Raw genomic sequence first — 26,825 nt, forward strand, 5'->3', positions numbered from 1 at the left:
CTCCTGCTATTGATTAAAAGGTTTCAGGTCGACGCGCGCCATCATCGCGGCCAACTGCGGACGATCGGTGATGCCTACATTGCTCTGGCTGACGGCCAGGGCGGCGACCGCGGTCGCCAGGCGCAGGGTATGCTCGCTGGATTCACGCATCAGCAGGCCGTAGATCAGCCCGCCGACCATCGAGTCGCCGGCACCAACGGTACTGACCACTTCGCAGGACGGCGGCTTGGCGATCCATTCGCCGGAGGCGTTCACCCACAGCGCCCCTTCGGCGCCGAGGGAAATCACCACGTGGGCGATGCCCTGATCGCGCAGCGCATGCGCCGCCTCCACCACATCCTTCAGCGTCGGCAGCGGACGGCCGGCCCAAATCTCCAGCTCGCGGCGGTTAGGCTTCACCAACCACGGCGCGGCTTTCAGCCCGGCAACCAGCGCTTCACGGCTGCTGTCGAAAATGATGCACGGGCACTGGGCGCGCAGGCGGGTCATCCAGTCGGTAAAGGCTTCCGGCGCCACGCCGGCCGGCAGGCTGCCGCTGACCGCTACCATATCGAACTGGCCGAGCCAGCTCAGGGAGTCCGAGACAAAACGCTCCCAGTCCTGCGGCGATACCTCAAATCCGGAAAAGTTAAAATCGGTCACTTCACCGTCTTTTTCCGTCAGCTTGACGTTGATGCGGGTGCGCCCCGGCACCACCTGAAAACGGTTGGCGATGCCCAGATCGCTGAACAGCAGCTGGAAACCGTCCTGATTATCTTTGCCAAGGAACCCGCCGACGGTGACGTCGATGCCCAGATCCTTCAGCACCTTGGCCACGTTAATGCCTTTGCCGGCGGCGTGCAGGCCGGCGGTTTTCACCCGGTTGACTTCGCCGCGCTCAATCTCGGGGCAAAAGCCCACCAGATCGTAAGCCGGGTTTAACGTAATGGTTGCTACTCTTCTGCTCATGCCACGCCCTCGCCCAGTCCGCTGCTGATGGCTTCACCAATTGCCGTCAGCGCCGCTTCAGCATCTTCTCCGCTGGCGCTAAAGCGCAGGTGATGGCCTTTCTTCACCCCCAGCGCCACCACTTTCATCAGGCTGCGGCCGTTGGCCGGTTTGCCGCTGCCGTCCAGATTGGTGACGGTAATATCGCTGTTAAACTGTTTAATCACATTCACCAGCGCGGTGCCCGGGCGGGCATGCAGGCCATGTTCGTTACGAATCACATATTCCGCGGTCAGCACTTCGCTCTCTTCCGCCACCTCGCTGGTCAGCAGCGCCAGCACCCCGGCGGCATCCGCCTTCAGCAAACGTTCAGCTTTTTGCGCCAGCAGCAGATCGCTGAGGTAGTTCAGCACCGTCAGCGGCTGCGCGTCGGCGACCGCCACGGTCAGCAGCAGCGCCACCGGCTCGCCGTCTTCGCTAAACGCCTGCGCCGGGCGACTGACCGTCGCCGCGCTGCCCAGGTTGCCGTCGTTACTGTCGCTCAGCCAGATGCCCTGCCCCAGGTTCAGCGGCCTGCGGGTAATCACATCGCTGACGAAGCGCGCATCCACCGCACCAATCTGTTGCAGACGACCGGCGTTCAGCGCCTGCAGCGTCATCAGGCTGTCGGCGTTGACGTCCAGCGCAATCAGCGAGGCGTCGAACTGAAATTCCGCCGCCTGTTTCTCACCCATCAGCAGGCTGCGCAGCTCTTCCGCGCTGGTGGTCTGCGCCAGCTGCTGCGCCACGCTGTCGTCGCTCAGCACATGGGTCAGCTGACGCAGCAGCGCCAGGTGCTCATCGGAACGCGCGGCTATGCCGATCACCACATAGGCGATCTGACCCTCGCCCCATTCGATGCCCTGCGGGTACTGAAAGACCTGGACGCCGGTGTTCAGCACCAGATCGCGCGTGTCGGTGGTGCCGTGCGGAATGGCAATACCGTTGCCCAGGTAGGTGGACGTCTGCAGCTCACGCTGCAGCATGCCGTCAACGTAGGCGGCGCTGACGCAGCCGGCCTCGGTCAGTGCGGCCGCCACCTGCCGGATGGCATCCTGTTTGTCGCCGGCGGCAGCGCCCAGATGGATGTCTTGCTGTGACAACTGGAACATGGTTCTCCTCTCCTGCTGAATTGAATCGTTTCAGCTTCATTGAGAAAAAGGAGCGCTATCTGTCGCGAAGCAATCGGCCTGATAACGCTGAAACGTTTCAATCACTATGTGAGGCGCAATTGCTGAAAGCAAGCTTTGCCGCTTTTGATATGATAGATTTTTGAGGTTACGCACATTTTCCCCTCGCTCCGCGCGCGTGAACGGGCGGAAAGGACCGATTGCTGAAGTTTAGCTGAAGGAGAAAAGCATGGCGGTGTTAACCGGCGTCGGGGTGATTATCGTCAACCCGCAGGGAGAAATATTGGTGGGCAAACGCTGCGGTAAACATGCCCCTTACTGGTCAATTCCCGGCGGCCATCTGGAAGCCGGCGAAAGCTTCGAACGCTGCGCCCAGCGCGAAGTGGCGGAAGAGACCGGGCTGCTGATCGCCCCGCCGCAGTTCGTCGGCGTGTGCAACAACCTGCAGACCTGGCAGGAAGAAGGCAAACACACCGTGTCCGTCTGCCTGATCGCAACGCATCCCGGCGGCGAAGCCGTACTGAAAGAGCCGGAAAAGTGCGCCGAATGGCGCTGGTGCCGGCCGGAGGCGCTGCCTGAACCCCACTTTGAAGCCAGCCGCATGGCGATCTACCTCTGGCAGCACCGGCTGCCCTACCACACCGCGCACTGACCGCCGGCATCACGCTTTGGTAACAAATGCGTGATGCCTCCGCCACCTGTTTTGTCACCAGTGTTCACAACAGCGTGATATATCAGCAAATATAACGCCTTCTTTTTCTGAAAGATGTCACTTTTTTGCCACTAATACCCCTAATATGTTAGGTGACTTTGACGATACCCTCTATAATTGCGCGGTTATAACGGCCGCAGAGCCGATTGCAACACGTGTTATCGGGCATTTCATCATTATAAGCGGGCTTATCTATGAGCAAAAAACTGACGAACCATGAAAAGCGACACCGGTGGGGATGGCTATGGCTGTTGCTGCTTGGCATCATGCTGGGAGCGGCGCTGCTGGCCGCCACCGCCACCGTGTTCCATAAAACCAGCGACAGCGAATTTTGCGTCTCCTGCCACAGCATGCAGCAGCCCCTGGCGGAATATCAGGGCAGCGTGCACTTCCAGAACCCCAAAGGCATCCGCGCCGAATGCGCCGACTGCCACGTACCGCATCAGCCTCTTGACTATTTATGGACCAAGATCCGCGCGGTGAAAGATATTTACGGTGAGATGACCGGTAAAATCGACACGCCGGAAAAATACGAGGCGCATAAGCTGGCAATGGCGCAGTCGGTCTGGAAATCCCTGAAGGAAAATGATTCCGCCACCTGCCGCTCCTGCCACAGCTTTGACGCCATGGACATCACGGCGCAGCGCCCGGAAGCGCGGCTGCAGCACCCGGTGGCAATCAAACAGGGCGAAACCTGCATCGACTGTCACAAGGGCGTCGCCCACATTCTGCCCGACATGAGCGGCGCCACCCAGGCCGGCGCCGCCGAGCTGGCGCAGGCCGCAGCGGCAAGCTCGCCGAATGCCACCACGCTGTACACCATCGCCACCGAGCCGTTCTTCCTGCAGCCGCAGGATAGCCACAACGCCGGTAACCTGATGCCGTCTACCGAGGTGCACGTGCTCAAACAGGACGGCGACAAGGTACTGGCCCGCGTCGACGGCTGGCAGCAGGACGGCGTCAGCGAAGTATTTTACGCCGCCCAAGGCAAACGCATCCTCAGCGTGTTGCTGGGTGAAGAGGCGCGCAAACAGCTGACAACCGGCGACACCCTGACCGATGCGGAAACCGGCCTGATCTGGCACCAGGTTGCCCTGCAGGTCTGGCTGCCGCGCAAGCAGCTGATTGACGATCAACAAAAAATCTGGCGCTACAGTGCAGAGATGATGTCGGCCAACTGCACCGGCTGCCACGGTCTGACCGCCCTTGACCGCTTTAACGCCAACCAGTGGATCGGCGTAATCAAAGGCATGGCCCCGCGTACGTCGTTAACGCAGGAACAGTTACGCGTGCTGACACAGTACGTGCAGAAACACGCCAGCGATATGCCGCCGGCGGCCAAGTCTTAAGGGAGACGCGAAGATGAGCAAATATTTACAGCAACCGTTAACTCTCAGCCGTCGCCGCTTCCTGAGCGGCGCCACCGCGCTGGCCGCCGCCCCGCTGCTGGCGGGTCTGTGGCCGAAATCCGCGCTGGCACAGGCCATCAGCCAGGCGCTGCCGCAGTTTGCGGCGCTGCGTCAGGCGCAAAAAGGCATTCTGACCGGCGCCCACTGGGGCGCCTTTGAGGCCATCGTGCAGGACGGCAAAATGGTCGGCGTCCAGCCGGTCAAAGACGATCCCTACCCGAACGAACTGATCGCCATGGCGCCCTATCAGGTGCATGCGGAAAACCGCGTGAAATACCCGATGGTGCGCAAAAGCTGGCTGGAAGGCGGCCCCGGCAGCCGCACCGATCTGCGCGGCCATGACCAGTGGGTGCGCGTTAGTTGGGAGAAGGCGATTGAACTGGTGTGCGGCGAAATCACTCGCCTGCAGAAGGATCACGGCCCGCAGTCAATCTACGCCGGCTCCTACGGCTGGAAAAGCGTCGGCATGCTGCACAACAGCCGTACACTGCTGCAGCGGCTGATGAACCTGACCGGCGGCTTCCTCGGCTACGCCGGCGACTATTCGACCGGCGCGGCGCAGGTGATTATGTCGCACGTGGTCGGCTCAATGGAGGTTTACGAGCAGCAGACCGCCTGGCCGAACGTGGTGGAGCACAGCCAGCTGGTGATCCTGTGGGGCTGCAACCCGATGGTGACGCTGAAAAACAGCTGGAACGTGCCGGATCACTACGGCCAGACCGGCTTTGCCGCGCTGAAGAAGAAAGGCACCCGCGTTATCAGCATCGATCCGGTGCTCAACGACAGCGCCAAATTCGTCAATGCGCAGTGGCTCGCCCCGCGTCCCTACACCGACGGCGCGATGCTGCTCGGCATCGCCCATACCCTGCTGACGGAAAAACTGCATAATGCCGACTTCCTGAACACCTATACCGTCGGTTTCGACAAATTCGCCGCCTACCTGCTGGGCGACGACGACGGCATCGCCAAAACCGCCGACTGGGCCGCCGATATCTGCGGCGTGGAGGCCGAGGCGCTGCGCCAGTTGGCGCGCGATATAGCCGGCAACCGCACCATGATCATGGGCGGTTGGGGCATTCAGCGCCAGCATCACGGCGAGCAACAGCACTGGCTGCTGGTGACCGTGGCGGCAATGCTCGGCCAGATCGGCCTGCCGGGCGGCGGCTTCGGTTTCAGCTATCACTACTCCTCCGGCGGCAGCCCGACGGCCAAAGGCGGCATCGTCGCCGGGATCTCCGCCGGCAACGCACCGCGCAACTCACCGACGCCGATCCCGGTGGCGCGCATCGCCGACTGTCTGGCCAACCCGGGCAAAACCATTCAGTTCAACGGCGCGGACGTCACCTATCCGGAAGTGAAAATGGTGTACGTTGCCGGCGGCAACACTTTCCACCAGCATCAGGACACCAACAACCTGATCAAGGCCTGGCAGCACCCGGACACCATCGTGGTCAACGAGCCTTACTGGACCGCCACCGCCAAATATGCCGATATCGTACTGCCGGCCACCACCAGCTATGAGCGTAACGACCTCGAAATGGGCGGTGACTACTCGCAGCTGTACGTGTTCCCGATGCACCAGTGCGTGCCGCCGCAGCATGAGGCGCGCAGCGATTTTGATATCTTCGCCGCCATGGCGGCCAAGCTGGGCGTACAAGACGCCTTCACCGAAGGGAAAGACGAAACCCAGTGGCTGAAGGGTATGTATGACGATATGAAACAGCAGGCGCGTAACGCCCACGTGGCCCTGCCGCCGTTCGATATGTTCTGGCAGTCCAACAACTATGTGCGCTTCCCGGTGCCGGAGGCCAATACCCAGTGGGTGCGCTTTGCCGACTACCGGGAAAATCCGCTGCTGAACCCACTCGGCACGCCGTCCGGCAAGATAGAGATCTACTCCGACGCCATCGCCAAGATGCACTATCAGGACTGCCGCGGCATTCCGAGCTGGATGCCGCCGCACGAATGGTATCGCGGGCCGGAGGCGGAAAAATACCCGCTGTCGCTGAACACCGCACACCCGACCAACCGCCTGCACTCGCAGCTCGATAATACGCCTCTGCGCCTGAAGCTCGCCGTGGCCGACCGTGAAGCGATCATGATCAACCCGCAGGACGCCAAGGCGCGCGGCATCAGTTCGGGCGATCTGGTGCGCGCCTTTAACGATCGCGGCCAGATCCTGGTCGGCGCGCTGGTCAGCGAGGACGTGCGTCCGGGAGCGGTGCGCATCAGCGAAGGCGCCTGGTTCGATCCGGCCGATCCGTCGCAGCCCGGCTCCATCTGCAAGAACGGCAACGTCAACTGCCTGACGTTCGATATCGGCACTTCCAGCCTGGCGCAGGGCAACTGCGGCCAGATGGCGCAGCTGGAGATCGAGAAATATCAGGGAGAAGCGCTGCAGAACACCGCCCACGCGGTGCCGGCCGGCGCCTGATGCACGATTAGCGGAAAAGCACCACGGGACGCCGGCGACGGCGTCCCGTTTTTTATCTACGAGTTAAGGCGCGGTTTCCGCCTCTAGGCGAACAAGATAGATCAGCGCCTCGTCCCGGCTGTCGGCGCACATCTCGCGGTTGGGCTGCAAGCCGGCGCACACCTTCGGCCGCAGCGGAGAGTGGAACAACCCGCAGCGCAGCCGCTCATCCAGATGAATGCAGGGGGTATTGGCGGGCTTGCCGTCCGGCATGCCCGGTATCGGGCTGGATATGGAAGGCGCGATACAGCAGGCCCCACAATCAATACGACATTCCATACGCAACTCCCGCTAACGGTAAAGGCGCGACGATACCAGAAGCCGCGCGGCAACGATACCGGCCCCGGGGTTTTATTCTGCGGCGACGTCAGGCCAATCGCGGCAGCACCGCCGCTGACTCGCCGGGCTGTGCAAGATAACAACGGGTTATCGGCTAATCATGCACTCTTTATGCGTAATAAGCCCTTTACATGCACCGCGCCACCACGTACCATCACGCTAGTACAAAAGAACCAACGCGCTAAACGGCCACACCAGGAGCCACCATGTCTGCGGACAGCATCCAGAAAATTTCCCGCCCCTCCGTTCTCGGCGGCGCCATGATCATTGCCGGCACCGCCGTCGGCGCCGGTATGTTCTCGATTCCGATTGTCACTTCCGGCGTGTGGTTCAGCGGCTCGGTCGCGCTGCTGATTTATACCTGGGCCTGTATGCTGATTTCCGGCCTGATGATTTTGGAGGCCACGCTGCACTATCCGGCCGGCGCCAGCTTTCACACCGTGGTCAAGGATCTGCTCGGCAACGTCTGGAGCAGCATCAACGGCCTGTCGATCGCCTTCGTGCTGTATATTCTGACCTACGCCTATATTTCCGCCGGCGGCTCGATTATCGCCCATACCCTGGCCGGCAGCCTCGCCGTGGGCCAGACCGGTACCGGCCTGGTATTCGCCATCCTGGTGGCGTTTATCGTCTGGCTGTCGACGCGCGCCGTTGACCGGCTCAGCACCATTCTTATCGGCGGCATGGTGATCAGCTTCGCGCTGTCGGTCGGTAATATGTTCACCCAGGTGCAGCCGACGGTGCTGTTCGATCTGCACAACAGCGACGCCAGCTATCTGCCGTATGCGCTGGCCGCGCTGCCCTATCTGCTGGCGTCGTTCGGCTATCACGGCAACGTGCCGGGGCTGGTGAAGTATTACCATAAAGACAGCGGCGCGGTGGTGCGCAGCCTGGTGTACGGCACGCTGCTGGCGCTGGCGATTTATATCCTGTGGCAGTATGTCATTCAGGGCAATATCGCGCGCGAGGCCTTTAAACAGGTGATCGCCGAAGGCGGCAATATCGGCAGCCTGCTGAAACAGATGGGCAACAGCAGCAGCCAGACCGTCAGCCAGCTGCTGAACGCGTTCTCCTATATGGCGCTGGCCAGCTCGTTCCTTGGCGTATCGCTTGGCCTGTTTGATTATATCGCCGACTTTTTCAAGTTCAGCGACGACGGCTGCGGGCGCGCCAAAAGCGCGCTGGTGACCTTCGCGCCGCCAACGCTGGCCGCCCTGCTGTTCCCGAACGGCTTCCTCTACGCCATCGGCTTTGCCGGTCTGGCGGCGACGGTGTGGGCGGTGATCGTGCCGGCGCTGATGGCGCGCGCCAGCCGCCGCCGTTTCCCGCAGTCCGGCTATCGCGCCCCCGGCGGCCGCGGCATGATTGCCTTTATCATCCTGTTCGGCCTGATTAATGCCGTCGCGCACTGCCTGGCGCTGCTGGGCATGCTGCCGGTATTTCAATAATCCCGCCTGCGGGACGGCGCGCCGTCCCGCTTGCTCCGCGTTTATTTTCACCTGCGCTACTTGCCTGAACGCCGCCGCGCGAGTAACGTGTCGCCACCTCCCAAGACTCCTCGTAAACAGGTTTATTTTTATGGCAAGAGCTAACGAAATTAAACGCGGCATGGCGATCAGCCACAACGGCAAACTGCTGCTGGTGAAAGATATCGACGTACAGAGCCCAAGCGCCCGCGGCGCCAGCACGCTGTACAAAATGCGCTTCTCCGACGTGCGCACCGGGCTGAAGGTGGAAGAGCGCTTTAAGGGCGATGACATCCTCGACACCATCTCACTGTCGCGCCGCAAGGTGACCTTCTCCTATATCGACGGTGAAGAGTACGTGTTTATGGATGAGGAAGATTACACGCCGTATATCTTCAAAAAAGAGCAGATCGAAGATGAACTGCTGTTTATTCCGGAAGAGGGCCTGCCGGGCATGCAGGTACTGACGCTGGACGGTCAGGTGCTGGCGCTGGAACTGCCGCAGACCGTGGATATGGAAATCGTCGACACCGCACCGGGCATCAAGGGCGCATCGGCCAGCGCGCGCAACAAACCGGCGACCATGGCCACCGGCCTGGTGATCCACGTGCCGGAGTATCTGAGCAACGGCGACAAGATCAGAATTCATATTGCAGAGAGGCGCTACATGAGCCGCGCCGACTAAAAAAACCTGCGTCTTTCAAGCCGCAGCGTCGTTGGCTACGTCCGTTCACCCCGGTCACTTACTGATGTAAGCTCCCGGGGATTCGCGGACTTGCCGCCTTGCTGCGACTTGAAATCCTTTGGGTTTCCCCCGCGCTTTTACGGCAAAAGTTCCGGGAAGAAACGCCGTTTAAGCGCCAGCTCCACGCCGCGGATCTCCGCCAGCCCTTTCAGACGACCGATCGCCGAATAGCCGGGATTGGTTTTCTTGTGTAAATCATCCAGCATCTGATGACCGTGATCCGGACGCATCGGGATCGGCCGGCGGTCGCCGGTGTGCAGCCGCCGCTGCTCTTCGTTCAGAATCGCCTCAATCACCGCCACCATATCGACATCGCCCTGCAGGTGCGCCCCCTCGTGGAAGGTTTTCGGGTTCTCTTCGCGGCAGGTGGCGCGCAGGTGAGTGAAGTGAATGCGATCGCCGAAGGTTTCGATCATCTTGACCAGATCGTTATCGGCGCGCACGCCATAGGAGCCGGTGCACATGGTAAAACCGTTATAAATGCTGTCGACGCATTCCTTCAGCCACTGCATATCCTCGATGGTAGAAACGATGCGCGGCAGGCCGAGAATCGGCCGCGGCGGATCGTCCGGATGCACCGCCAGGCGGATCCCCGCCTCTTCCGCCACCGGCACGATCGCCCGCAGAAAGATAGCCATATTCTGCCGCAGCTGCGCTTTATCAATGCCCTCGTACTCCGCCAGGCGCGCGCGGAACTGCTCAAGGGTATAACCCTCCTCCGCCCCCGGCAGACCGGCGATAATATTGCCGGTCAGTTTGGCAATCTCCGCCTCGCTCATCGCGGCGAAATACGCCTGCGCCTGCGCCTGTTCATCGGCGCTGTAATCCTGCTCCGCACCGGCGCGCTGCAGGATATGCAGATCGAAGGCGGCGAAGGCGATCTGATCAAAACGCAGCGCTTTGGATCCGTCCGGCAGTTGATACGCCAGATCGGTGCGCGTCCAGTCGAGGATCGGCATAAAGTTGTAGCACACGGTATCAATGCCGCAGGCCGCCAGATTACGCAGCGACTGCTGGTAGTTGGCGATGTAGCGCGCGGCGTCACCGCGCTGGGTTTTAATATCCTCATGTACAGGGATGCTTTCCACCACCGACCAGACCAGCCCCTTTTCCGCCAGCAGCGCCTGGCGCGCCTTGATCTCGTCAACCGGCCACACCTCGCCGTTGGCAATATGATGCAGCGCCGTCACCACGCCGCTGGCGCCCGCCTGACGCACATCATCCAGAGAAACCGGGTCATTCGGCCCGTACCAACGCCATGTCTGTTCCATACCGTATCCTTATTATTACGCCTGCCGAACGCCTGTGGTGAGGCAGATCGCATATTTCAGAGAATGTTGTTATACCAACTTGCGATAGATGTCATTCATCTTTAACTTACTCTTTCGTCGCCGGCTGTCAAAATGCAAACTTCGTTTGATTGATCCATCTCACGCTTCGCGCTTTATTTGCCATGACAGCGGCGTAATGACTAACGTCGCTGCGGCGGCTATGGCACTCTCAATACGGTGCCGCCCGCACGCGGCCTCACCGATAACGCACGGCCAACTGGTCTGATAACTTTTCCGCCGCCGGCCAGCCTTTTACTTTGCTACGGAGCTTTGCATGAACACGATCGCCAACCAGCCGCTTCCCGCCGATGTCCAACAGCCGAGCTACGACCGCAGCGCCCTGCGCAGCCGCATCGTCCATATCGGCTTCGGCGCGTTTCACCGCGCCCATCAGGCATTACTGACCGACCGGGTGCTTAACCGTCAGGGCGGCGACTGGGGGCTGTGTGAAATCAGCCAGTTCAGCGGCGACAAGCTGTTTGCAACGCTGCGCCGGCAGGACCACCTCTATACGGTGTTGGAAAAAGGCGCCGCCGGTAATCAGGCGATCGTTATTGGCGCGGTGCATGACAGCGTCCACCGCAAACTGGAAGGCGTGGAGGCGGTGCTGGAAAAGCTGGCCGAACCGCAGGTGGCGATCGTCTCCATGACCATTACCGAAAAAGGTTACTGCATCGAACCCGGTAGCGGACGCCTGGATCTGCAGCATCAGGCCATCCGCGCCGATCTGGCTAATCCTGGCCAGCCAAGCAGCGTGCCCGGCCTGCTGGTGGAAGCCCTGCGCCTGCGCCGCCAGCGCGGGCTGCCGCCGTTCACCGTATTGTCCTGCGATAATATTCCGGAAAACGGTCGCGTGGTGCGCCATGCGGTGATCGATCTGGCGCAGGCGCGCGACGCCGATCTGGCCGCCTGGATCGCAGCGCAGGTCACCTTTCCCAGCACCATGGTTGACCGCATCGTGCCGGCCGCCACGCCGGAAACGCTGGATGAAATCGCCGCGGCGCTGGGCGGCGTCGAGGACGAGTGCGCCATCGCCTGCGAGCCGTTTATTCAGTGGGTGGTGGAAGACAACTTCGTCGCCGGTCGCCCCGCCTGGGAGATCGCCGGCGCACAGCTGGTGGACGATGTGCTGCCGTTCGAACAGATGAAGCTGCGCATGCTGAACGGCAGCCACTCATTTCTGGCCTACCTCGGCTACCTTGCCGGCTATCCGCACATCAACGACTGCATGACGGACGCCAACTACCGTCAGGCCGCCCGCCAGCTGATGCTGGCGGAACAGGCGCCGACGCTCAGCGTCAGCGGCATCGATCTCGCCGCCTATGCCGACCAGCTGATCGAGCGTTACAGCAACCCGGCGCTGCAGCACCGCACCTGGCAGATCGCCATGGACGGCTCACAAAAGCTGCCGCAGCGCATGCTGGACTCCGTGCGCTGGCACCTGGCGCACGGCGGTGAGTATAGCGGTTTGGCGCTGGGCGTCGCGGGCTGGATGCGTTACGTCGGCGGCATCGACGACGCCGGGCAGCCGATAGATATTCGCGACCCGATGCTGAACACTCTGCAACAGGTGGTCGACAGCACGCCGGATGACGAGCAGCGGGTGCGTCAGTTGCTGGCGATCAACGCCATTTTTGGCGAGGCGCTGCCGCAGGATCCGGCGTTTGTCGCGGCGGTGACGCAGGCCTATCTGTCGCTGCGCGATCGCGGCGCGCGTCAGACGGTGCAGGAGTGGGTCAGTAAGTCATAAGCAAAACTATCGGCCATGCCGGGCAACCGCACCCGGTATGGCCGGCGGTTAACGATAATCTATCGTCATGATGGCGAGTTGCCGTTGCTGGTCCACCCAGCGAATCTCCGTCGTACCTAAATGCTGCGGCAGTTCTTTGCGCGTCGTCTCAAAGTTCGGCAAAGTGTATTGCTGGCTTTGATAGTGACGCCCATTGCGATAACATTCCGTCCGCGCCGTCGTTGCCGTAATATTCAGCTCGCAAGGGCTCTCCACCACTGCGCCAATAAAGCGGACGGTGCCGCCGAGCGCGCCGACTTGGCCGGCCATCATCCATAAACTCAATACGCCTACGACAGTGATAAACCTATGGGTATTCATGGCCACCTCATATTTTTATTAAGCCAATTTAAACATAGGGGATATACCTAGGAGTAATCTCAAGAACAGATACAACATTTGTTGAATGCTTGCTCAATTAACAGAAGAAAAACAGGCTAATAACAACAAAAACCGCATTGAACGTAGTGATTTTTCTTAGGAAATTTCTTGTATCGCAAGATGGATTTTGAAACCAGAAAGGCGCATTTTTATCTGCAAGATTTGTGATTCAGCACACGTGCCCGGGATAGCCAGCGATAATCCCATCAATAATGCTCAATAATTGAACTGTTAAATAAATTAACATCAGGAATATATTTATGACGAAAACCAACCTGATCACCGGTTTCCTCGGCAGCGGCAAAACCACCACCATCCGTCACCTGCTGGCGAACAAGCCGGAAAATGAGCGCTGGGCGGTGTTGGTCAACGAGTTTGGTGAAATTGGCATTGATGGCGCGCTGCTGGCCGATTCCGGCGCCGTACTGAAAGAGATCCCCGGCGGCTGTATGTGCTGCGTCAACGGGCTGCCGATGCAGGTCGGGCTGAATATGCTGCTGCAGCAGGCCAAACCCGACCGACTGCTGATTGAACCCACCGGCCTTGGCCATCCGAAGCAGATCCTGTCGCTGCTGACGCAGGACACCTACGGCGGCTGGATCGATCTGCGCGCCACCGTCTGCCTGCTGGATGCCCGCCAGCTGCGGGAAGCGCGCTATCGCGACAATGAAAACTTCCGCGATCAGCTGGCGGCCGCCGACCTGATTATGGCGAATAAAAGCGACGTCTGGCAGGCGGCCGACCGCGACGCGCTGCAAAGCTGGCAGGAAAACGCCGCCGCCGGCCGGCCGGTCTACCAGATTGAACGCGGGCAGATGGACGTCGCGCTGCTCGATCTGCCGCGCACCAACCGCGCGGAACTGCCCGACGGACAGCATCATCATGCGCACGCCGCGCCCCAGGGGCTGGCCGCACTGCGCCTGCCGTCCAACTCGCGCTGGCGCCGGGCGCTGAACCAGGGACAAGGCTACACCGCCTGCGGCTGGATTTTTGACGGCGATACCGAGTTTGACACCATCGGCATGATGGAGTGGATCCGCCTGGCGCCGGTCGACCGCGCCAAAGGCGTGGTGCGCATCGCCGAAGGGACGCTGGTGATCAACCGCCAGGGGCAGGATCTCAGTATTGAAACCCGTCCTGCGCCACCGCTGGACAGCCGTATTGAATTGATTCACAGCGCGGACGCCGACTGGAATGCGTTGCAATCGGCTTTGTTTAAGATTCGTTTAGGCTGACGGCTTTACCGTTATCATCGTTTTCTGACTATTGACACAGGTTATTTCATGACGCGCCGTAATCTTCCCCGCATTCTGCTCCTTAATATCCTGGGCATCGCCTTATTCTTGTCCTGGTATTTACCCGCCAACCACGGGCTGTGGTTTAAAGTGGATTCGGCCATTTTCTTCTTCTTTAATCAGCATCTGGCCAGCGATCCCACCTTTTTACACCTGGTGGCGATTACCAATAACCGCGCCTTTGACGCTATTTCACTGATCGCCATGGGGCTGCTGTACCTCTATTTCTATCTGAAACAGGATGCCTATGGCCGCCGTCGCCTGCTGGTGACCGGCGTGGTGATGCTGCTGACCGCGGTAGTGCTGAACCAGCTGGGGCACCTGCTGCCGGTGAAACACCCCAGCCCGACGCTGACCTTTGATAATATCAACCGCGTCAGCGAGCTGACCGGCATTCCGACCAAAGACGCCTCCAGCGACAGCTTCCCCGGCGACCACGGCATGATGCTGATTATTTTCGCCTGCTTTATGCTGCGTTACTTTAACGTCCGCGCCTTTATTATCGCGCTGGCGATCGTCGTGGTGTTTTCACTGCCGCGGGTAATGATCGGCGCCCACTGGTTCACCGATATCGCGGTCGGCTCATTGTCCGTGGTGCTGGTCGGTGCCAGCTGGTGGCTGATGACCCCGGCCAGCGATGCCCTGATTGACGGGTTAAATCGCCTGTTGCCCGGCAAACACCGCCCAGGCCGGCCATAAACCGAGGTTATCTTCCCCCGCAACGCCTCCGCAGCGGGGGAAAATCACCGCCAAATCCTGCGCATATCTTTCCCGCCGCCCGCCCAATTTTGCCCCGCCGTTGCTCGCCCGGATCGCCCGAGCAGGTTTCGTTTTTTTTATCTGAAGTTTTACATTATGTTACATCGCTAATTCTGATAAAAAAGTCAGAGAAAAAGGCTCGCAATCCCCCATATCTTCCGGTAATCTCTTTAACGTTTGTGCCTGTTTTATCTCTTTTCGCTATTAAAGCCGGGAAAAGTGTGCGTTGGAGCACATTTTTTTGCCGTTTGATGACGGCGATAACACAGGATGCAATCCGGCCTCGTTCAGTTTGGCATTTTTCAGGTGACGACATTCGTCGTTAAGGACTTCAAGGGAATTCGAGAACAATGGTCAAATCTCAACCTTTTCTGAGATACATGTTGCGGTTGGTACCCGCAATGGCGGCAGCAGTCCTGCTCTCCGCCTGTAGTTCGACTCATACGGCCAATTCGAACAACGCACAAACTGAGATGCATGCAGTTAACGACAAAGGCGGTCTTTTACTGCAAGCCTCTCAGGATGAATTCGAGGCCATGGTGCGTAATGTTGACATCAAGTCAAAAATTCTGGACCAGTACGCCGACTGGAAAGGCGTCCGCTACCGTCTGGGCGGTGAAAGCAAACGCGGCATCGACTGTTCCGCCTTTGTGCAACGTACCTTCCGCGAACAGTTCGGCATGGATCTGCCCCGCTCGACCTATCAGCAGGAAGATATGGGCAAAAAAGTGCAGCGCAGCAAACTGCGCCCGGGCGATCTGGTGCTGTTCCGCTCCGGTTCCACCGGCCGTCACGTCGGCATCTATCTGGGGAACGATCAGTTTGTTCATGCGTCCGCCAGCAATGGCGTGATGATTTCCAAGCTGACCAATGTGTACTGGAACAAGCGCTATCACGAAGCGCGCCGGGTGTTGACCAACAACAGCTGACCTGAAAGAAGTCCTGAATACCAAACGAACGCCGCAGCGCCGCCCCTCCGGGCGGCGTTTTTATTTCGGCCGCCGCGGTGAGATTTGCACTTTTGCCCGCCGGATTTTACAGTGGCGGCTGACTTCCCGTTCGCGACGTCAGCACCAGCCCGCCGCGACGGCCTACTTTTACGGAGCCTATTTTGAGTACAGCTCACGAAACATCCGCAAAAAATCCCCGCAAAAACGACCCCGAAGGGCTGAAACAGCGTATTTTCGCCAGCGCGCTGGCGGAGTTCTCTGAGGCTGGCCTGAAGGGCGCGCGCCTGGAGCGCATTGCCGAACAGGCGGATACCACCAAACGCATGGTGGTTTACCACTTCAAGAATAAAGAGTCGCTGTATATCGCCGTACTGGAATACGCCTACGCGCATATCCGCCAGGACGAAATGGCGCTCAACCTGGCGACGCTGCCACCGCAGGCCGCCATGCAGCGTCTGATTGAGGCCAACTTCGACTATCACGTCGCCCACCCGGCGTTTATCCGCCTGGTCAGCCTGGAGAACATGCAGCGCGGCCAGTATGCCCGCCAGTCAGAAAAGCTGAAATTACTCAACGTCAGCGCGCTGCAAACGCTGGAAGATATTTTACAGCGGGGTAAACAGCAGGAATTATTCTCCCCCGATATGAATGCGCGCGATGTGCACCGTATTATCAGCGCGCTGTGCTTCCACCACGCCGCCAACCAATATACCTTCGATACCTTATTTGAAGGCAACCGCACGGCGGAAGAGAAATTGGCCTACTACCGGCAAATGACGGTGGATGTGGTGATGCGTTATTTACAGTGCAAATAAATGAACCGCACGCCGTCCCGCTTCCTTGATGCTCAAATCTGCGCGAATAAGATATAGTAAAAGCAGAACAAACTATTACGCCGTGCTCAGGGGGCTGGCTTATGGGGTTAAAAAAGGCATTTACCCGCCATATATCACATCGTCGGCGCAGCCTGGTTAAAAGTTGTATTGTGGCCCTGGTCTTTTTTATCCTTTTCAGCTCGGTAACATTGTTTTTGATCTATCACCAACGCACGCAATTTCACCAGGATCTTGCGCAGCGCACTCAGCGCTTCGCCGTGAATTATTTAAACACCCTGACCGGCGTGATGCGCAATATCCTGCCGCTGACGCAGGAAAGCTGCCAGGCGGCCCTGCCGGAGATTGGTTACCGCGCCGCGTTCACGCCGGACGTACGCACGTTTTTGCTGATCAAAAACGGCGTCGCCTATTGTTCGTCCGCCACCGGTAATATGCAGAGCGAACTGAAAGCCATTGCTCCGGAAATTAACGGGCACCAGCCGCTGGATATGAAACTGCAGGCGGGCACGCCGATGATCCCCGACCGGCCGGCCGTGATGGTCTGGCTGCGCAAGCCCGGCGACAGCGCCGACGGCGTCCTGACTACGCTGGATATTCATCTGCTGCCCTATCTGCTCAGTACGCCCGGCGCGAAAAACTCCGGCGTGGCCGTGATTATGGGCACCCAGGCCCTCACCACCTTCTCTGCCGATCTGGTCCCGCTGGACCGTCTGCCGGCCTATCAGTCCGACCGGCTGTCCATTCCCGGCTATCCGCTGGCGCTGCTGTTCTATAATCAGAAACTGACCAGCAATGACATCCGCCTGACGCTGCTGGCCGCTCTGGTGCTGTCTCTGCTGATCGGCGTGCTGTGCTATTACGCCATGCTGCTGCGCCAAAGCCCCGAACGCGCGCTGCTGCGCGGCATGAAGCGCAATGAGTTCTTTGTCGAATATCAGCCGGTGTTCCATACCGCCAGCAACGCCATTTCCGGCCTGGAAGTGTTGCTGCGCTGGCAGCACCCGACCGAGGGGCGCATCCCGCCGGACCTGTTTATCCCCTATGCGGAGAGCGAAAACCTGATCGTGCCGCTGACCCGCCACCTGTTCAAACTGATCGCCGACGACGCCGTCAAACTGACTGAAGCACTGCCGCCGGGCGCCAAGCTGGGGATGAATATCGCGCCGTCCCACCTGCGCGATCCCGGCTTCCACCAGGACGTGCTGGAGCTGTTAACGCAGCTGCCGCAGCACGACTTTACGCTGGTGTTTGAAATCACCGAACGCGATATCGTGGAGGAAGACTGCGCGCAGCAGGAGTTTGACTGGCTGCACCGGCAAGGGATCGAGATTGCCATTGATGATTTCGGCACCGGCCACAGCGCGCTGATCTATCTACAGCGCTTCACCATGGACTACCTGAAAATCGACCGCGGATTCGTCAATACCATCGGCCAGGATACCGTCACCGCGCCGGTGCTGGACGCGGTGTTGACGCTGGCGGACAAACTGCAGATGCGCACGGTGGCCGAAGGGGTGGAAACCGCTGAGCAGGTCAGCTTCCTGCAGCAGCGCGGCGTCAGTTTCATGCAGGGTTACTATTTTAGCAAACCGTTGAAAATCGATGATTTTGTCGCTTTTTGCCAGGCAAATTCGGTCTATAATTGCCTGACCGGCGAAACCACCGGTCCTTAGGTTGTTTACGCCCAGCGTCGCAACCGCCGTGAGCGGGCGGAGATGCCGGGCATCCGATGGATACAGCAGGAGCCTGTCCATGCGCGTTTTTGCCGCTCTGGTGCTTGCCGCACTGAGTTTAGGGTTGCACGCCGAACAGCTTAATGAAAGCTATGCGTTCGCACTGCTCGGCGATCCCAAATACTCCAACGATTTCAGCCACTACGATTACGTCAATCCGGCGGCCCCCAAGGGCGGCGATATCCAGCTGGCAGCCATCGGCAGCTATGACCATTTCAACCCCTATGCCGGCCGCGGCGTGCCGGGCCAGCGCACCGACGAGCTGTACGACCCGCTGTTCGCCACCTCGGATGACGAGCCGGCCAGCTATTACCCGCTGATTGCCGAGTCGGCGCGTTATCCGCAGGATATGCGCTGGATGGAGCTGAATATCAACGCCCTCGCCCGCTTCCAGGACGGCAGCCCGATCACCGCCGCCGACGTGGCGTTCAGCTTCGATAAATTTATGGCGGAAGGCGTACCGCAGTTCCGGGCGTATTATCAGGGCGTTACCGTCAAGGCGATCTCACGCCTGACGGTGCGCATCGAACAGCGCAGAGCGGATCGCGTACAGATGCTCAGCCTGCTGGGGCTGAAAGTGCTGCCGCAGAGCTTCTGGCAGAATCATAAGCTCAGCGAACCGCTCAGCACGCCGCCGCTCGGCAGCGGGCCATATAAAATCAGCGATTATCGCATCGGCCACTCGATTACCTATCAGCGCATGCGCGACTACTGGGCCGCCGGCCTGCCGGTCAACCGCGGCCGCTTCAATTTCGATACCATCCGCTACGATTACTACCCGAATGAGCAGGCGGCGCTGGCGGCCTTCAAGGCCGGCGCCTATGATTTCCGCAGCGAAAGCTCGGCCAAAAGCTGGGTGAGCCAGTATCAGGGCGATAATTTCAGCCGCGGTTATATCGTCAAACGTGACGATAGCAGCCAGACGGCGCAAAACGCCCGCTGGCTGGCGTTTAATATCACGCGGCCCCCCTTCAACGATCCCCGGGTGCGGGAAGCCGTTACGCTGGCCTTCGATTTCGATGCGATGAATAAAACGCTCTACGCCGACGCCTACCAGCGTACCGACAGCTATTTCCAGAACACGCCTTACGCCGCCAAGGGCTACCCGAACGCCGAAGAGCTGGCGCTGCTGGCGCCGCTGAAAGGCCAGGTGCCGCCGGAGGTATTCACCCGCGTTTATCAGCCGCCGCGCTCGGACGGCAGCGGCAACAACCGGCAAAACCTGCTCAACGCCGCCCGGCTGCTGAAAGAGGCCGGCTGGGAGGTCAGAAACCAGCGCCTGGTTAACGCCAGCACCGGCCAGCCGCTGACCTTCGAGCTGCTGCTGCCGGACAACAGCGCCTTCCAGTACGTACAGCCGTTCCAGCACAGCCTGCAACAGCTGGGCATCATGCTGCAACCGCGTGAAGTCGATGCCGTTCGATACGCCCAGCGCCTGCAGCAGCGCGATTACGCGATGGCCGCCATCGTCTATCCGGCGATGGCCTACCCCAACGCCGATTTGTCATTCTACTGGGGATCCGGCAAACGTGACGCCGGCTATAACGCCGCCGGCGTCAGCGATCCGGCGGTCGATGCCCTGCTCGCGCAGATCGTCAAAAACCAGCATAACCCGCAGGCGCTGCTGCCGCTCGGCCGGGCGCTGGATCGGGTGCTGACCTGGAACCGCTATATGCTGCCGATGTGGTACTCCAACCACGTTCGCTACGCCTTCTGGGACAAGTTCTCCTCCCCGGCGGTGCGTCCGACCAACGCCGTCGGTCTGAACGACTGGTGGTTCGACGTGAATAAAGCCGCACGACTGCCGGCGCAGCGCTGATCTGCGGCGTGCGGAGAAGATTCAGGGAAGAGTCAACAGGACGGGCGGAGGCGGCGTGGCGTCAGCCTGCCGCCGCCGAGGTGCGGCAACGGCGCAGAAAAATCAGCGGGAAATCAGAAAGGGTATTGCGCGCTTATCGGTTCGGCGATCGCCGCGCCGACGTTTTTCAAACGGCATATGGTGGCGCTCTCGTCCCGGCTATGTACGAACAGGCAAGGCTCCCCTTCCCATTCGACCACGGCGCAGTCGACCTGAATCTCCTGCAGGGTGAGTTTAAGCTGTTGCATCACGCGCCAGGCTTCATTGCCATCGTGGCTAAGCAGTTTCAGGCCAATCAGGTTGTTATCTTCGTCGATACCGTTCAACGGCAGCGGCTCAACCTTAACGCCGGTGAACCCCGATAGCCAACGGTAACTTTGCGGCAAGCGATGCACTACCGAAAGTTGGATACTATCCACATGAAATCCCTAGTTTGAAAAGTTGAAACATTTTTTTTACATCACCGGGTAACTAAGTTATAGCCGTTCAATACTGACTCTGCTGCGAATTGCCCGCTTTCATCGGCATATTTTGTCACAAACTATTAACAGAACCCGGCGTTTGCTGATTTGTCGCTGTTTTTACCCTTACTGGGCGTGCTTCTTGGCATATTTTGCGACTCAGCTCGCATTTTTGCGTTATATGTAACCCTTTCCGCTCACAATCTCAACTCTTTTTTATTGCATTGTGATCACCTTTACTTCGCCATAATTTTACATCAATTAAACATTACGCCGTCGCTACGTCGCGCCCTGCCGTTGTTAACATTATGATTAATAAAGCAACAAACCGATAAGTCGCCAGCCCCCCGCCAGCCTGCTACGGCTGATTTATCACGCCGACGTTGCGCCCAGGCGAAAGGCTTTTTTTAACAAAATGCGGCGCCGTACCGATCTGCAGCGTCAGTTAGCATGCTTATATTTAGCAACAAATTAAACGTTGATTGGCGAGGGAGATCATGATGATGCGAAAAGACGGGAGAAACACGCTACTCCGCGGAAACCGACATGCCGGTTCCCGCGGATAACATCAATGGGAGGAGGCCGCCGCCGCGGCGCGCGGCCGGCTGGCGTAGAGATAAAGCAGCATGGCGATAATGCTGCACAGCGCCATTGACGACACCATCGGCCAGGCGCTCTGCCCCGGCAGCAGCGATAACAGCGCGCCCACCAGGGCACCGATGCTGAAACGCAGCGTACCGGCCAGCGAAGAGGCGGTGCCCGCCATATGCGGGAAGTCGTCAAGAATCACCGCCATCGCATTGGAAGAAATCATCGCGATACAGCCCAGATAGACCGCCACGCCGATCACCAGCGCCCAGAAGCCGAGACCGGCGGCGCTGACCACCAGCAGCCAAAGCCCCATGGTCAGCTGTACGCTCAGCCCCAGCCGGAACATCTTCACCGCGCCGACGCGCCGCACATTACGGCTGTTCACCAACGTGGTCAGGAACAGGAACACGATATTCAGCGCAAAATAGTAGCCAAAATGCTGCGGCGATACGTGATTTAGCTCGATATAGACAAACGGGCCGGCGCTGAGGAATGAAAACATGCCGGCAAAGGAGAAGGCGCTGGCCAGCATATAGCTCAGCACCCGCCGGTGACGAAACAGCGAACCGAAATTCCCCAGCGTGGTGCGCAGATGGAACTTCTGCCGTCGCTCCTTCGGCAGGGTTTCCTTGATAAACAGCGCCACCAGCAGCGAGCCGATCAGCGCCGCAGCGCCCATGGTCCAGAAAATCGCGTGCCAGTTGAACCACAGCAGCAGCGCCCCGCCGATCATCGGCGCCAGCAGCGGCGCGATGGTCATCACCAGGATCACGAAGGACATCATGCGCGAGAACTCGTCCTTGGTGAACATATCGCGCATCAGGGCATTGATCACCACGCTGGCCGCCGCCGCCGACAGCCCGTGCAAAAAGCGCAGGTTAATCAGCTGCTCTACCGACTGCGCCATGGCGCAGGCGCAGCCGGCCAGGGCAAAAATCAGCGTTCCCCACAGGATCACCGGCTTACGCCCGATGCTGTCCGACATCGGCCCATAGAACAGCTGGCCGACGGCAAAGCCGAGCATATAGGCGCTGAGCGTCATCTGCACACTGCCGGATGCTACGCCGAACTCCTGGGCGATCACCGGCATGCTGGGCAGATACATATCGATGGCCAGCGGCATCAGCATGGAAAGCAGGCCCAGAATAAAAATCAAACCGAGGTGAGATGTCCGGTTATGTTGCACCTTCAACGACTCCTTAATCAGCCGCGCTTATCGATTAGTCTTGCTGCAAGTGTGGCGCGCCCACGCTGGCAATCTCTTCTTCCGTCAGCGGACGGTATTCGCCCGGCGCCAGATCCTCGTCCAGCGTAATCGCGCCGATCCGCTCGCGGTGCAGCTCCACCACCCGGTTGCCCACCGCGGCAAACATGCGCTTGACCTGGTGATAGCGCCCCTCGCTGATGGTCAGCCGCACCAGATGCTCTTCCAGCTGTTCCAGCCGCGCCGGACGCGTCAGATCTTTTTCATTGTGCAGCTGCACCCCTTCCGCGAAGCGCTGCGCGGTATCCGCCGCCAGCGGCTGTTCCAGCGTCACCAGATAGGTTTTCTCACAGTGGTGGCGCGGCGAGGTGATGCGGTGCGACCACTGGCCGTCATCGGTCATCAGCACCAGCCCGGTGGTATCAATATCCAGGCGTCCGGCGGCATGCAGCTTATAAGCGACCGGCTCGTCGAGGAAATACAGCACCGTCGGATGGTCCGGATCGTCGGTGGAGCACACATAGCCCTGCGGCTTGTTCAGCATGAAGTAGCGCGGCCCGTTGATTTGTTCCAGCACGTTGCCGTCAAACGTGACTTCCATCTCCGGGGTCAGCTTCAGCGCCCCGCTTTTTACCGTTTCGCCGTCAACCGTGACGCGCTTCGCACGGAGTTCACGCGCCACCAGCGCGCGGCTGATACCTAACTGCTGAGATAAAAACTTGTCCAGTCGCATTGAGTCTGCTTTGCCTGTCGTTGTCAGATCGCTTCGATCGTATTGCTAAAAAATATGACGTCCCGCCCTTGCACCAGGTGCAATAGCCGGTTCGAAGAGGGTGAATCAGTAACATCGCGTGGGGAAACAGCGATTGCTGTCCGCTGATTATAGCCATGGAAAGGTTGCCGTAACAGGGCAATTTTGTTGCAGGTCGCAACCCATGCCGGCAAACGGTACTATAAGCGCAAATTTTTTGCGGCCAGAGACGTGACAACATGGCATTTACCCTACGCCCCTATCAGCTGGAAGCGGTCGACGCCACCATCAGCCACTTTCGCCGGCGCCCGGAACCGGCGCTGATTGTTCTGCCGACCGGCGCCGGCAAAAGCCTGGTGATCGCCGAGCTGGCGAAACGGGCGCGCGGCCGGGTGCTGGTGCTGGCGCACGTGAAAGAGCTGGTGGCGCAGAACCACGCCAAATACTGCGCCTACGGGCTGGAGGCGGATATTTTCGCCGCCGGGCTGCAGCAAAAGCAGAGTGACGGCAAGGTGGTGTTCGGCAGCGTGCAGTCCGTCGCGCGCAACCTGCCGCTGTTTGACAGCGCGTTTTCACTGCTGATTATCGACGAATGCCACCGCATCAGCGACAACGACGACAGCCAGTACCAGCAGATCATCTCGCATCTGCAGCAGCATAATCCGCAGCTGCGCCTGCTGGGGCTGACCGCGACGCCCTACCGGCTGGGCAAGGGCTGGATTTACCAGTACCACTACCACGGCTTTACCCGCGGCGACGGCAGCAGCCTGTTCCGCGACTGTATTTACGAGCTGCCGCTGCGTTACATGATCAAGAACGGCTATCTGGTGCCGCCGGAGCGGCTCGATATGCCGATTGTGCAGTATGACTTCAGCCGGCTGCAGGCGGGCAGCAGCGGACTGTTCAGCGAGGCGGACCTGAACCGCGAACTGAAGCGTCAGGATCGCATTACGCCGCATATTATCAGCCAGATCGTGGAATATGCCGAAACGCGCAAGGGGGTGATGATTTTCGCCTCCACCGTCGAGCACGCGCGTGAAATCCACGGCCTGCTGCCGCCGGGCGAAGCGGCGCTGGTCAGCGCGGAAACGCCGCCGGCGGAGCGCGACGCGCTGATCGAGGCGTTCAAACAGCAGCAGTTGCGCTATCTGGTCAACGTGGCGGTGCTGACCACCGGCTTTGACGCGCCGCACGTGGATTTGATCGCCATTTTGCGCCCGACCGAATCCGTCAGCCTGTACCAACAGATCGTCGGCCGCGGCCTGCGGCTGGCGCCGGGCAAGGAAGATTGCCTGATCCTCGATTACGCCGGCAACCCGCACGATCTGTTTACCCCGGAGGTCGGCGTACGCAAGCCGCACGGCGACAGCCAGCCGGTGCAGGTCTTTTGCCCCGGCTGCGGCTTCGCCAACCTGTTCTGGGGTAAATGCACCGCCGGCGGCGAGATTATCGAACACTATGGCCGCCGCTGTCAGGGCTGGCTGGAGGATGACGACGGTCAGCGCGAACAGTGCGACTACCGCTTCCGCTTTAAAAGCTGCCCGCACTGCGGCGCGGAAAATGATATCGCCGCCCGCCGCTGCCATCAGTGCCAGGCGGTGCTGGTGGATCCCGACGATATGCTCAAGGCGGCGCTCAAGCTGAAAGACGCGCTGGTGCTGCGCTGCGGCGGTATGGAACTGAGCAGCGGCCGCGACGACAAGGGCGAATGGCTGAAGGCCACCTACTACGATGAAGACGGCGCCAGCGCCAGCGAGCGTTTCCGGCTGCAGACGCCGGCGCAGCGCAAAGCCTTCGAGATGCTGTTTCTGCGGCCGCACCAGCGGGCGCCCGGCGTGCCCTTCCGCTGGCAGCAGGCGGCCGACGTGCTTAAGCAACAGGCATTGCTGCGCCACCCCGACTTTGTGGTGGCGCGCAAGCGCGGTCAGTTCTGGCAGATCAGGGAAAAAGTGTTTGATTATCAGGGCCGCTTCCGCCGCGCCGACGCCCTGTACTGATACGCATCCCGTCCGCCGCTGCGGCAGGTTTTCGTTGCCCTGGCGGCGGCTTTCCGTTAAAATGCCGCCCGCTTTACCTGGGTTCGCCCGGGTGGGGTCGAATTATCGAACCTGTTACTGGGTCGCCTGTAGCAGGGTAAATTTTCTTTTAAGAGAAAGAACAATGTTCACTATCAATGCAGAAGTACGTAAAGAGCAGGGTAAGGGTGCGAGCCGCCGCCTGCGCGCAGCCAGCAAATTCCCAGCTATCGTTTACGGTGGCGAAGAAGCTGCAATCGCTATCGAACTGGACCATGATTCTGTAAAGAACATGGAAGCTAAGCCAGAATTCTACGATGAAGCTATCGTGCTGGTTATCGACGGCAAAGAAACTAAAGTGAAAGTTCAGGCAGTGCAACGTCACCCGTTCAAGCCTAAACTGGCTCACATCGACTTCGTTCGCGCTTAATCGCACAACGTTATCGAGCTTTAGTATTTCGGGACGCCGAAGTAAAAAACGCCGCAATCGCGGCGTTTTTTATTGCCTGTCGTCCGGCGCTTATTTACCGCCGTTCAGACGACGCTGCAGCTGGTCGCGCAGGTTCGGCGGCGTGCCGCGAATGGTCAGCGTATCGGTCGCCGCATCCCAGAAAATGCGCTCGCCCATCAGCATGGCGTCAAAGTTGATGCTGATGCCGCCGCCGCTGCCGGCGAACTTGGTCAGCTGACGCAGCGTGCCGCGATCGGCCGGGAAGCTCTCTTCCAGCTCGTAGCCCTGCTCGCTGGAGAACTGCAGGAAATCTTTTTCTCCCACCGGCGCGATTTCCGCCGACAGCGCCTGCAGCTCAATCTCTTCGCCCGCCTGCAACTGCTCGTTACAGTAACTGTAAACCTGCTGACGCACGTTCTGACGTTCGTTTTTATCCAGTTGGCCTTCGGCGCAGTAGTCGTCCACCGCCTGCAGCAGGCCGCGGTTTTGCGCCTTGGTGTCCAGCCCTTCGGACGCCGCCAGGAAATCCATAAAGAAATCGGAGACCTTACGGCCCACCCGCCCTTTCAGGAAGGTCAGGTAGCGCGTGGATTCCGGATTGGTTTCCCATTCGGTCAGATCGACGCGCGCCACGATATCGGCATGGTTAATGTCCAGATAGTGCGTGGTGCTGATATCCAACTCTTCATTCACCCGCATGCTGTTGCAGCTGTTCAGCACCGCAATCAGCAGATACTCCACCGCCAGATAGCGGTACTGGCCAAACAGCACCACGCTGCTTTCCGCAAACGGGTATTTTGCCAGCTCATCACGCAGCCGGCCGGTCGCCGCACGGCTGAAGGCAAGAAAGTCTTCGTCGCCCTTGCGGCAGGTGCGCAGCGCCTGCGCCAGTTCGCTCTCTTCATTGAACAGGCCATACGCTTTGCTCTTGGCGCTGTACACGCGGTGCAGTTCCGCCATCATCTCTTCCACCGCCGCGTTGGCCGGCAGCAGGGAATCGCGCAGCACCACATCCAGCGTTTGTTCGTCGCGCTTTACCAACTGGTGCAGAGCGATCTGGTCAATATCCAGACTCATGATAAATCCTCCTGTTCTTTGAGCGCGTATTCAAACACTGAAGGCCCGGAGCTGCAACTCGAAAGATGGCGTCCGGCAACGCATTGCCGCCGCGACAGGCTGA

The 26,825-nt window shown here is 59.6% G+C and carries 24 protein-coding genes; 15 read left to right on the plus strand and 9 right to left on the minus strand.

The genetic code is table 11. The features are described from left to right. Positions 1–6 precede the first annotated feature (6 nt). Together fruK and fruB are read right to left on the minus strand one after the other, a co-directional pair. Positions 7–948, minus strand: a complete 942-nt coding sequence (gene fruK / locus D781_RS14310) for a 1-phosphofructokinase (protein WP_015673053.1) — start codon at positions 946–948, stop codon at positions 7–9. Further along, the gene (fruB, locus tag D781_RS14315) at positions 945–2,078 is read right to left on the minus strand and encodes a fused PTS fructose transporter subunit IIA/HPr protein (RefSeq protein WP_015673054.1); all 1,134 of its coding nucleotides are present in this window, start codon (positions 2,076–2,078) and stop codon (positions 945–947) included. The genes fruK and fruB overlap by 4 nt, the downstream gene beginning before the upstream one ends. Here fruB and D781_RS23710 point away from each other — a divergent pair. The 4 genes from D781_RS23710 (at position 2,063) to torA (ending at position 6,651) form a co-directional block, all read left to right on the plus strand. Beyond that, a complete protein-coding gene (locus D781_RS23710; RefSeq protein ID WP_124014453.1) occupies positions 2,063–2,242 on the plus strand; it encodes a hypothetical protein in 180 nt (59 codons plus the stop codon). The genes fruB and D781_RS23710 overlap by 16 nt on opposite strands. A gap of 83 nt (positions 2,243–2,325) precedes the next feature. After that, positions 2,326–2,748, plus strand: coding sequence for an NUDIX domain-containing protein (locus tag D781_RS14320; RefSeq protein ID WP_015673055.1), 423 nt, complete (start codon positions 2,326–2,328; stop codon positions 2,746–2,748). A gap of 254 nt (positions 2,749–3,002) precedes the next feature. Further along, positions 3,003–4,157: a NapC/NirT family cytochrome c gene (locus tag D781_RS14325; protein ID WP_015673056.1), complete on the plus strand. Its 1,155-nt coding sequence runs from the start codon at positions 3,003–3,005 to the stop codon at positions 4,155–4,157. A gap of 13 nt (positions 4,158–4,170) precedes the next feature. Further along, positions 4,171–6,651 (plus strand): trimethylamine-N-oxide reductase TorA, encoded by a 2,481-nt coding sequence (gene torA, locus D781_RS14330; protein WP_015673057.1) that lies wholly within the window; start codon positions 4,171–4,173, stop codon positions 6,649–6,651. A 63-nt stretch (positions 6,652–6,714) separates the two neighbouring features. Here the strand turns inward: torA and D781_RS14335 are convergent, their stop codons facing one another. Beyond that, positions 6,715–6,969, minus strand: a complete 255-nt coding sequence (locus tag D781_RS14335; protein WP_015673058.1) for a YkgJ family cysteine cluster protein — start codon at positions 6,967–6,969, stop codon at positions 6,715–6,717. Positions 6,970–7,235: 266 nt separating this feature from the next. Here D781_RS14335 and mtr point away from each other — a divergent pair, with 266 nt between their 5' ends. Continuing rightward, positions 7,236–8,477, plus strand: a complete 1,242-nt coding sequence (gene mtr / locus D781_RS14340; protein WP_015673059.1) for a tryptophan permease — start codon at positions 7,236–7,238, stop codon at positions 8,475–8,477. 130 nt (positions 8,478–8,607) lie between these two features. Next, positions 8,608–9,180, plus strand: coding sequence for an elongation factor P-like protein YeiP (gene yeiP, locus D781_RS14345; RefSeq protein WP_015673060.1), 573 nt, complete (start codon positions 8,608–8,610; stop codon positions 9,178–9,180). A 137-nt stretch (positions 9,181–9,317) separates the two neighbouring features. Here the strand turns inward: yeiP and uxuA are convergent, their stop codons facing one another. Further along, the gene (gene uxuA / locus D781_RS14350; protein ID WP_015673061.1) at positions 9,318–10,511 is read right to left on the minus strand and encodes a mannonate dehydratase; all 1,194 of its coding nucleotides are present in this window, start codon (positions 10,509–10,511) and stop codon (positions 9,318–9,320) included. Positions 10,512–10,845: 334 nt separating this feature from the next. Here uxuA and D781_RS14355 point away from each other — a divergent pair, with 334 nt between their 5' ends. Beyond that, a complete protein-coding gene (locus D781_RS14355) occupies positions 10,846–12,321 on the plus strand; it encodes a fructuronate reductase (RefSeq protein WP_015673062.1) in 1,476 nt (491 codons plus the stop codon). 48 nt (positions 12,322–12,369) lie between these two features. Here the strand turns inward: D781_RS14355 and D781_RS14360 are convergent, their stop codons facing one another. After that, positions 12,370–12,681, minus strand: a complete 312-nt coding sequence (locus D781_RS14360; protein ID WP_015673063.1) for a type 1 fimbrial protein — start codon at positions 12,679–12,681, stop codon at positions 12,370–12,372. A 320-nt stretch (positions 12,682–13,001) separates the two neighbouring features. On the opposite strand from D781_RS14360, the gene D781_RS14365 reads away from it, so the two are divergent. From D781_RS14365 to D781_RS14390, 6 genes are all read left to right on the plus strand, one after another. Further along, the gene (locus tag D781_RS14365) at positions 13,002–13,976 is read left to right on the plus strand and encodes a GTP-binding protein (RefSeq protein ID WP_015673064.1); all 975 of its coding nucleotides are present in this window, start codon (positions 13,002–13,004) and stop codon (positions 13,974–13,976) included. 48 nt (positions 13,977–14,024) lie between these two features. Then, positions 14,025–14,735, plus strand: coding sequence for a phosphatase PAP2 family protein (locus tag D781_RS14370; RefSeq protein ID WP_015673065.1), 711 nt, complete (start codon positions 14,025–14,027; stop codon positions 14,733–14,735). 410 nt (positions 14,736–15,145) lie between these two features. Further along, positions 15,146–15,724: a bifunctional murein DD-endopeptidase/murein LD-carboxypeptidase gene (gene mepS, locus D781_RS14375; protein ID WP_015673066.1), complete on the plus strand. Its 579-nt coding sequence runs from the start codon at positions 15,146–15,148 to the stop codon at positions 15,722–15,724. A gap of 182 nt (positions 15,725–15,906) precedes the next feature. After that, positions 15,907–16,560, plus strand: a complete 654-nt coding sequence (locus D781_RS14380) for a TetR family transcriptional regulator (protein ID WP_015673067.1) — start codon at positions 15,907–15,909, stop codon at positions 16,558–16,560. 101 nt (positions 16,561–16,661) lie between these two features. Further along, positions 16,662–18,254, plus strand: a complete 1,593-nt coding sequence (locus tag D781_RS14385) for a cyclic di-GMP phosphodiesterase (RefSeq protein WP_015673068.1) — start codon at positions 16,662–16,664, stop codon at positions 18,252–18,254. 73 nt (positions 18,255–18,327) lie between these two features. Beyond that, on the plus strand, positions 18,328–20,133 hold the full coding sequence (locus tag D781_RS14390; protein WP_041412159.1) for an extracellular solute-binding protein: 1,806 nt from the start codon (positions 18,328–18,330) through the stop codon (positions 20,131–20,133). Positions 20,134–20,246: 113 nt separating this feature from the next. On the opposite strand, the gene D781_RS14395 is transcribed toward D781_RS14390, so the two are convergent. From D781_RS14395 to rsuA, 3 genes are all read right to left on the minus strand, one after another. Continuing rightward, a complete protein-coding gene (locus D781_RS14395) occupies positions 20,247–20,591 on the minus strand; it encodes a YejG family protein (RefSeq protein ID WP_015673070.1) in 345 nt (114 codons plus the stop codon). 610 nt (positions 20,592–21,201) lie between these two features. Further along, positions 21,202–22,410: a Bcr/CflA family multidrug efflux MFS transporter gene (locus D781_RS14400; protein WP_015673071.1), complete on the minus strand. Its 1,209-nt coding sequence runs from the start codon at positions 22,408–22,410 to the stop codon at positions 21,202–21,204. Between the two features lie 34 nt (positions 22,411–22,444). Beyond that, positions 22,445–23,161, minus strand: coding sequence for a 16S rRNA pseudouridine(516) synthase RsuA (gene rsuA / locus D781_RS14405; RefSeq protein WP_015673072.1), 717 nt, complete (start codon positions 23,159–23,161; stop codon positions 22,445–22,447). A gap of 257 nt (positions 23,162–23,418) precedes the next feature. Between rsuA and D781_RS14410 the strand changes: the two genes are divergently transcribed. Both D781_RS14410 and rplY read left to right on the plus strand, forming a co-directional pair. Continuing rightward, positions 23,419–25,176, plus strand: a complete 1,758-nt coding sequence (locus tag D781_RS14410) for a DEAD/DEAH box helicase family protein (RefSeq protein WP_015673073.1) — start codon at positions 23,419–23,421, stop codon at positions 25,174–25,176. A gap of 163 nt (positions 25,177–25,339) precedes the next feature. Next, positions 25,340–25,624, plus strand: a complete 285-nt coding sequence (gene rplY / locus D781_RS14415) for a 50S ribosomal protein L25 (RefSeq protein ID WP_015673074.1) — start codon at positions 25,340–25,342, stop codon at positions 25,622–25,624. Between the two features lie 90 nt (positions 25,625–25,714). Here the strand turns inward: rplY and yejK are convergent, their stop codons facing one another. Continuing rightward, positions 25,715–26,722: a nucleoid-associated protein YejK gene (gene yejK / locus D781_RS14420; protein ID WP_015673075.1), complete on the minus strand. Its 1,008-nt coding sequence runs from the start codon at positions 26,720–26,722 to the stop codon at positions 25,715–25,717. Positions 26,723–26,825 lie beyond the last annotated feature (103 nt).

Origin of the sequence: Serratia sp. FGI94 (genome assembly GCF_000330865.1) — a bacterium.
Classification (GTDB): domain Bacteria; phylum Pseudomonadota; class Gammaproteobacteria; order Enterobacterales; family Enterobacteriaceae; genus Serratia_B; species Serratia_B rubidaea.

Excerpts from the sequence above, each read along its gene's own strand:
- fruK (WP_015673053.1), bottom strand. The coding sequence starts at position 948 with ATGAGCAGAAGAGTAGCAACCATTACGTTAAACCCGGCTTACGATCTG.
- fruB (WP_015673054.1), bottom strand. The coding sequence starts at position 2,078 with ATGTTCCAGTTGTCACAGCAAGACATCCATCTGGGCGCTGCCGCCGGC.
- D781_RS14320 (WP_015673055.1), top strand. The coding sequence starts at position 2,326 with ATGGCGGTGTTAACCGGCGTCGGGGTGATTATCGTCAACCCGCAGGGA.
- D781_RS14325 (WP_015673056.1), top strand. The coding sequence starts at position 3,003 with ATGAGCAAAAAACTGACGAACCATGAAAAGCGACACCGGTGGGGATGG.
- torA (WP_015673057.1), top strand. The coding sequence starts at position 4,171 with ATGAGCAAATATTTACAGCAACCGTTAACTCTCAGCCGTCGCCGCTTC.
- D781_RS14335 (WP_015673058.1), bottom strand. The coding sequence starts at position 6,969 with ATGGAATGTCGTATTGATTGTGGGGCCTGCTGTATCGCGCCTTCCATA.
- mtr (WP_015673059.1), top strand. The coding sequence starts at position 7,236 with ATGTCTGCGGACAGCATCCAGAAAATTTCCCGCCCCTCCGTTCTCGGC.
- yeiP (WP_015673060.1), top strand. The coding sequence starts at position 8,608 with ATGGCAAGAGCTAACGAAATTAAACGCGGCATGGCGATCAGCCACAAC.
- uxuA (WP_015673061.1), bottom strand. The coding sequence starts at position 10,511 with ATGGAACAGACATGGCGTTGGTACGGGCCGAATGACCCGGTTTCTCTG.
- D781_RS14355 (WP_015673062.1), top strand. The coding sequence starts at position 10,846 with ATGAACACGATCGCCAACCAGCCGCTTCCCGCCGATGTCCAACAGCCG.
- D781_RS14360 (WP_015673063.1), bottom strand. The coding sequence starts at position 12,681 with ATGAATACCCATAGGTTTATCACTGTCGTAGGCGTATTGAGTTTATGG.
- D781_RS14365 (WP_015673064.1), top strand. The coding sequence starts at position 13,002 with ATGACGAAAACCAACCTGATCACCGGTTTCCTCGGCAGCGGCAAAACC.
- D781_RS14370 (WP_015673065.1), top strand. The coding sequence starts at position 14,025 with ATGACGCGCCGTAATCTTCCCCGCATTCTGCTCCTTAATATCCTGGGC.
- mepS (WP_015673066.1), top strand. The coding sequence starts at position 15,146 with ATGGTCAAATCTCAACCTTTTCTGAGATACATGTTGCGGTTGGTACCC.
- D781_RS14385 (WP_015673068.1), top strand. The coding sequence starts at position 16,662 with ATGGGGTTAAAAAAGGCATTTACCCGCCATATATCACATCGTCGGCGC.
- rsuA (WP_015673072.1), bottom strand. The coding sequence starts at position 23,161 with ATGCGACTGGACAAGTTTTTATCTCAGCAGTTAGGTATCAGCCGCGCG.
- D781_RS14410 (WP_015673073.1), top strand. The coding sequence starts at position 23,419 with ATGGCATTTACCCTACGCCCCTATCAGCTGGAAGCGGTCGACGCCACC.
- rplY (WP_015673074.1), top strand. The coding sequence starts at position 25,340 with ATGTTCACTATCAATGCAGAAGTACGTAAAGAGCAGGGTAAGGGTGCG.
- yejK (WP_015673075.1), bottom strand. The coding sequence starts at position 26,722 with ATGAGTCTGGATATTGACCAGATCGCTCTGCACCAGTTGGTAAAGCGC.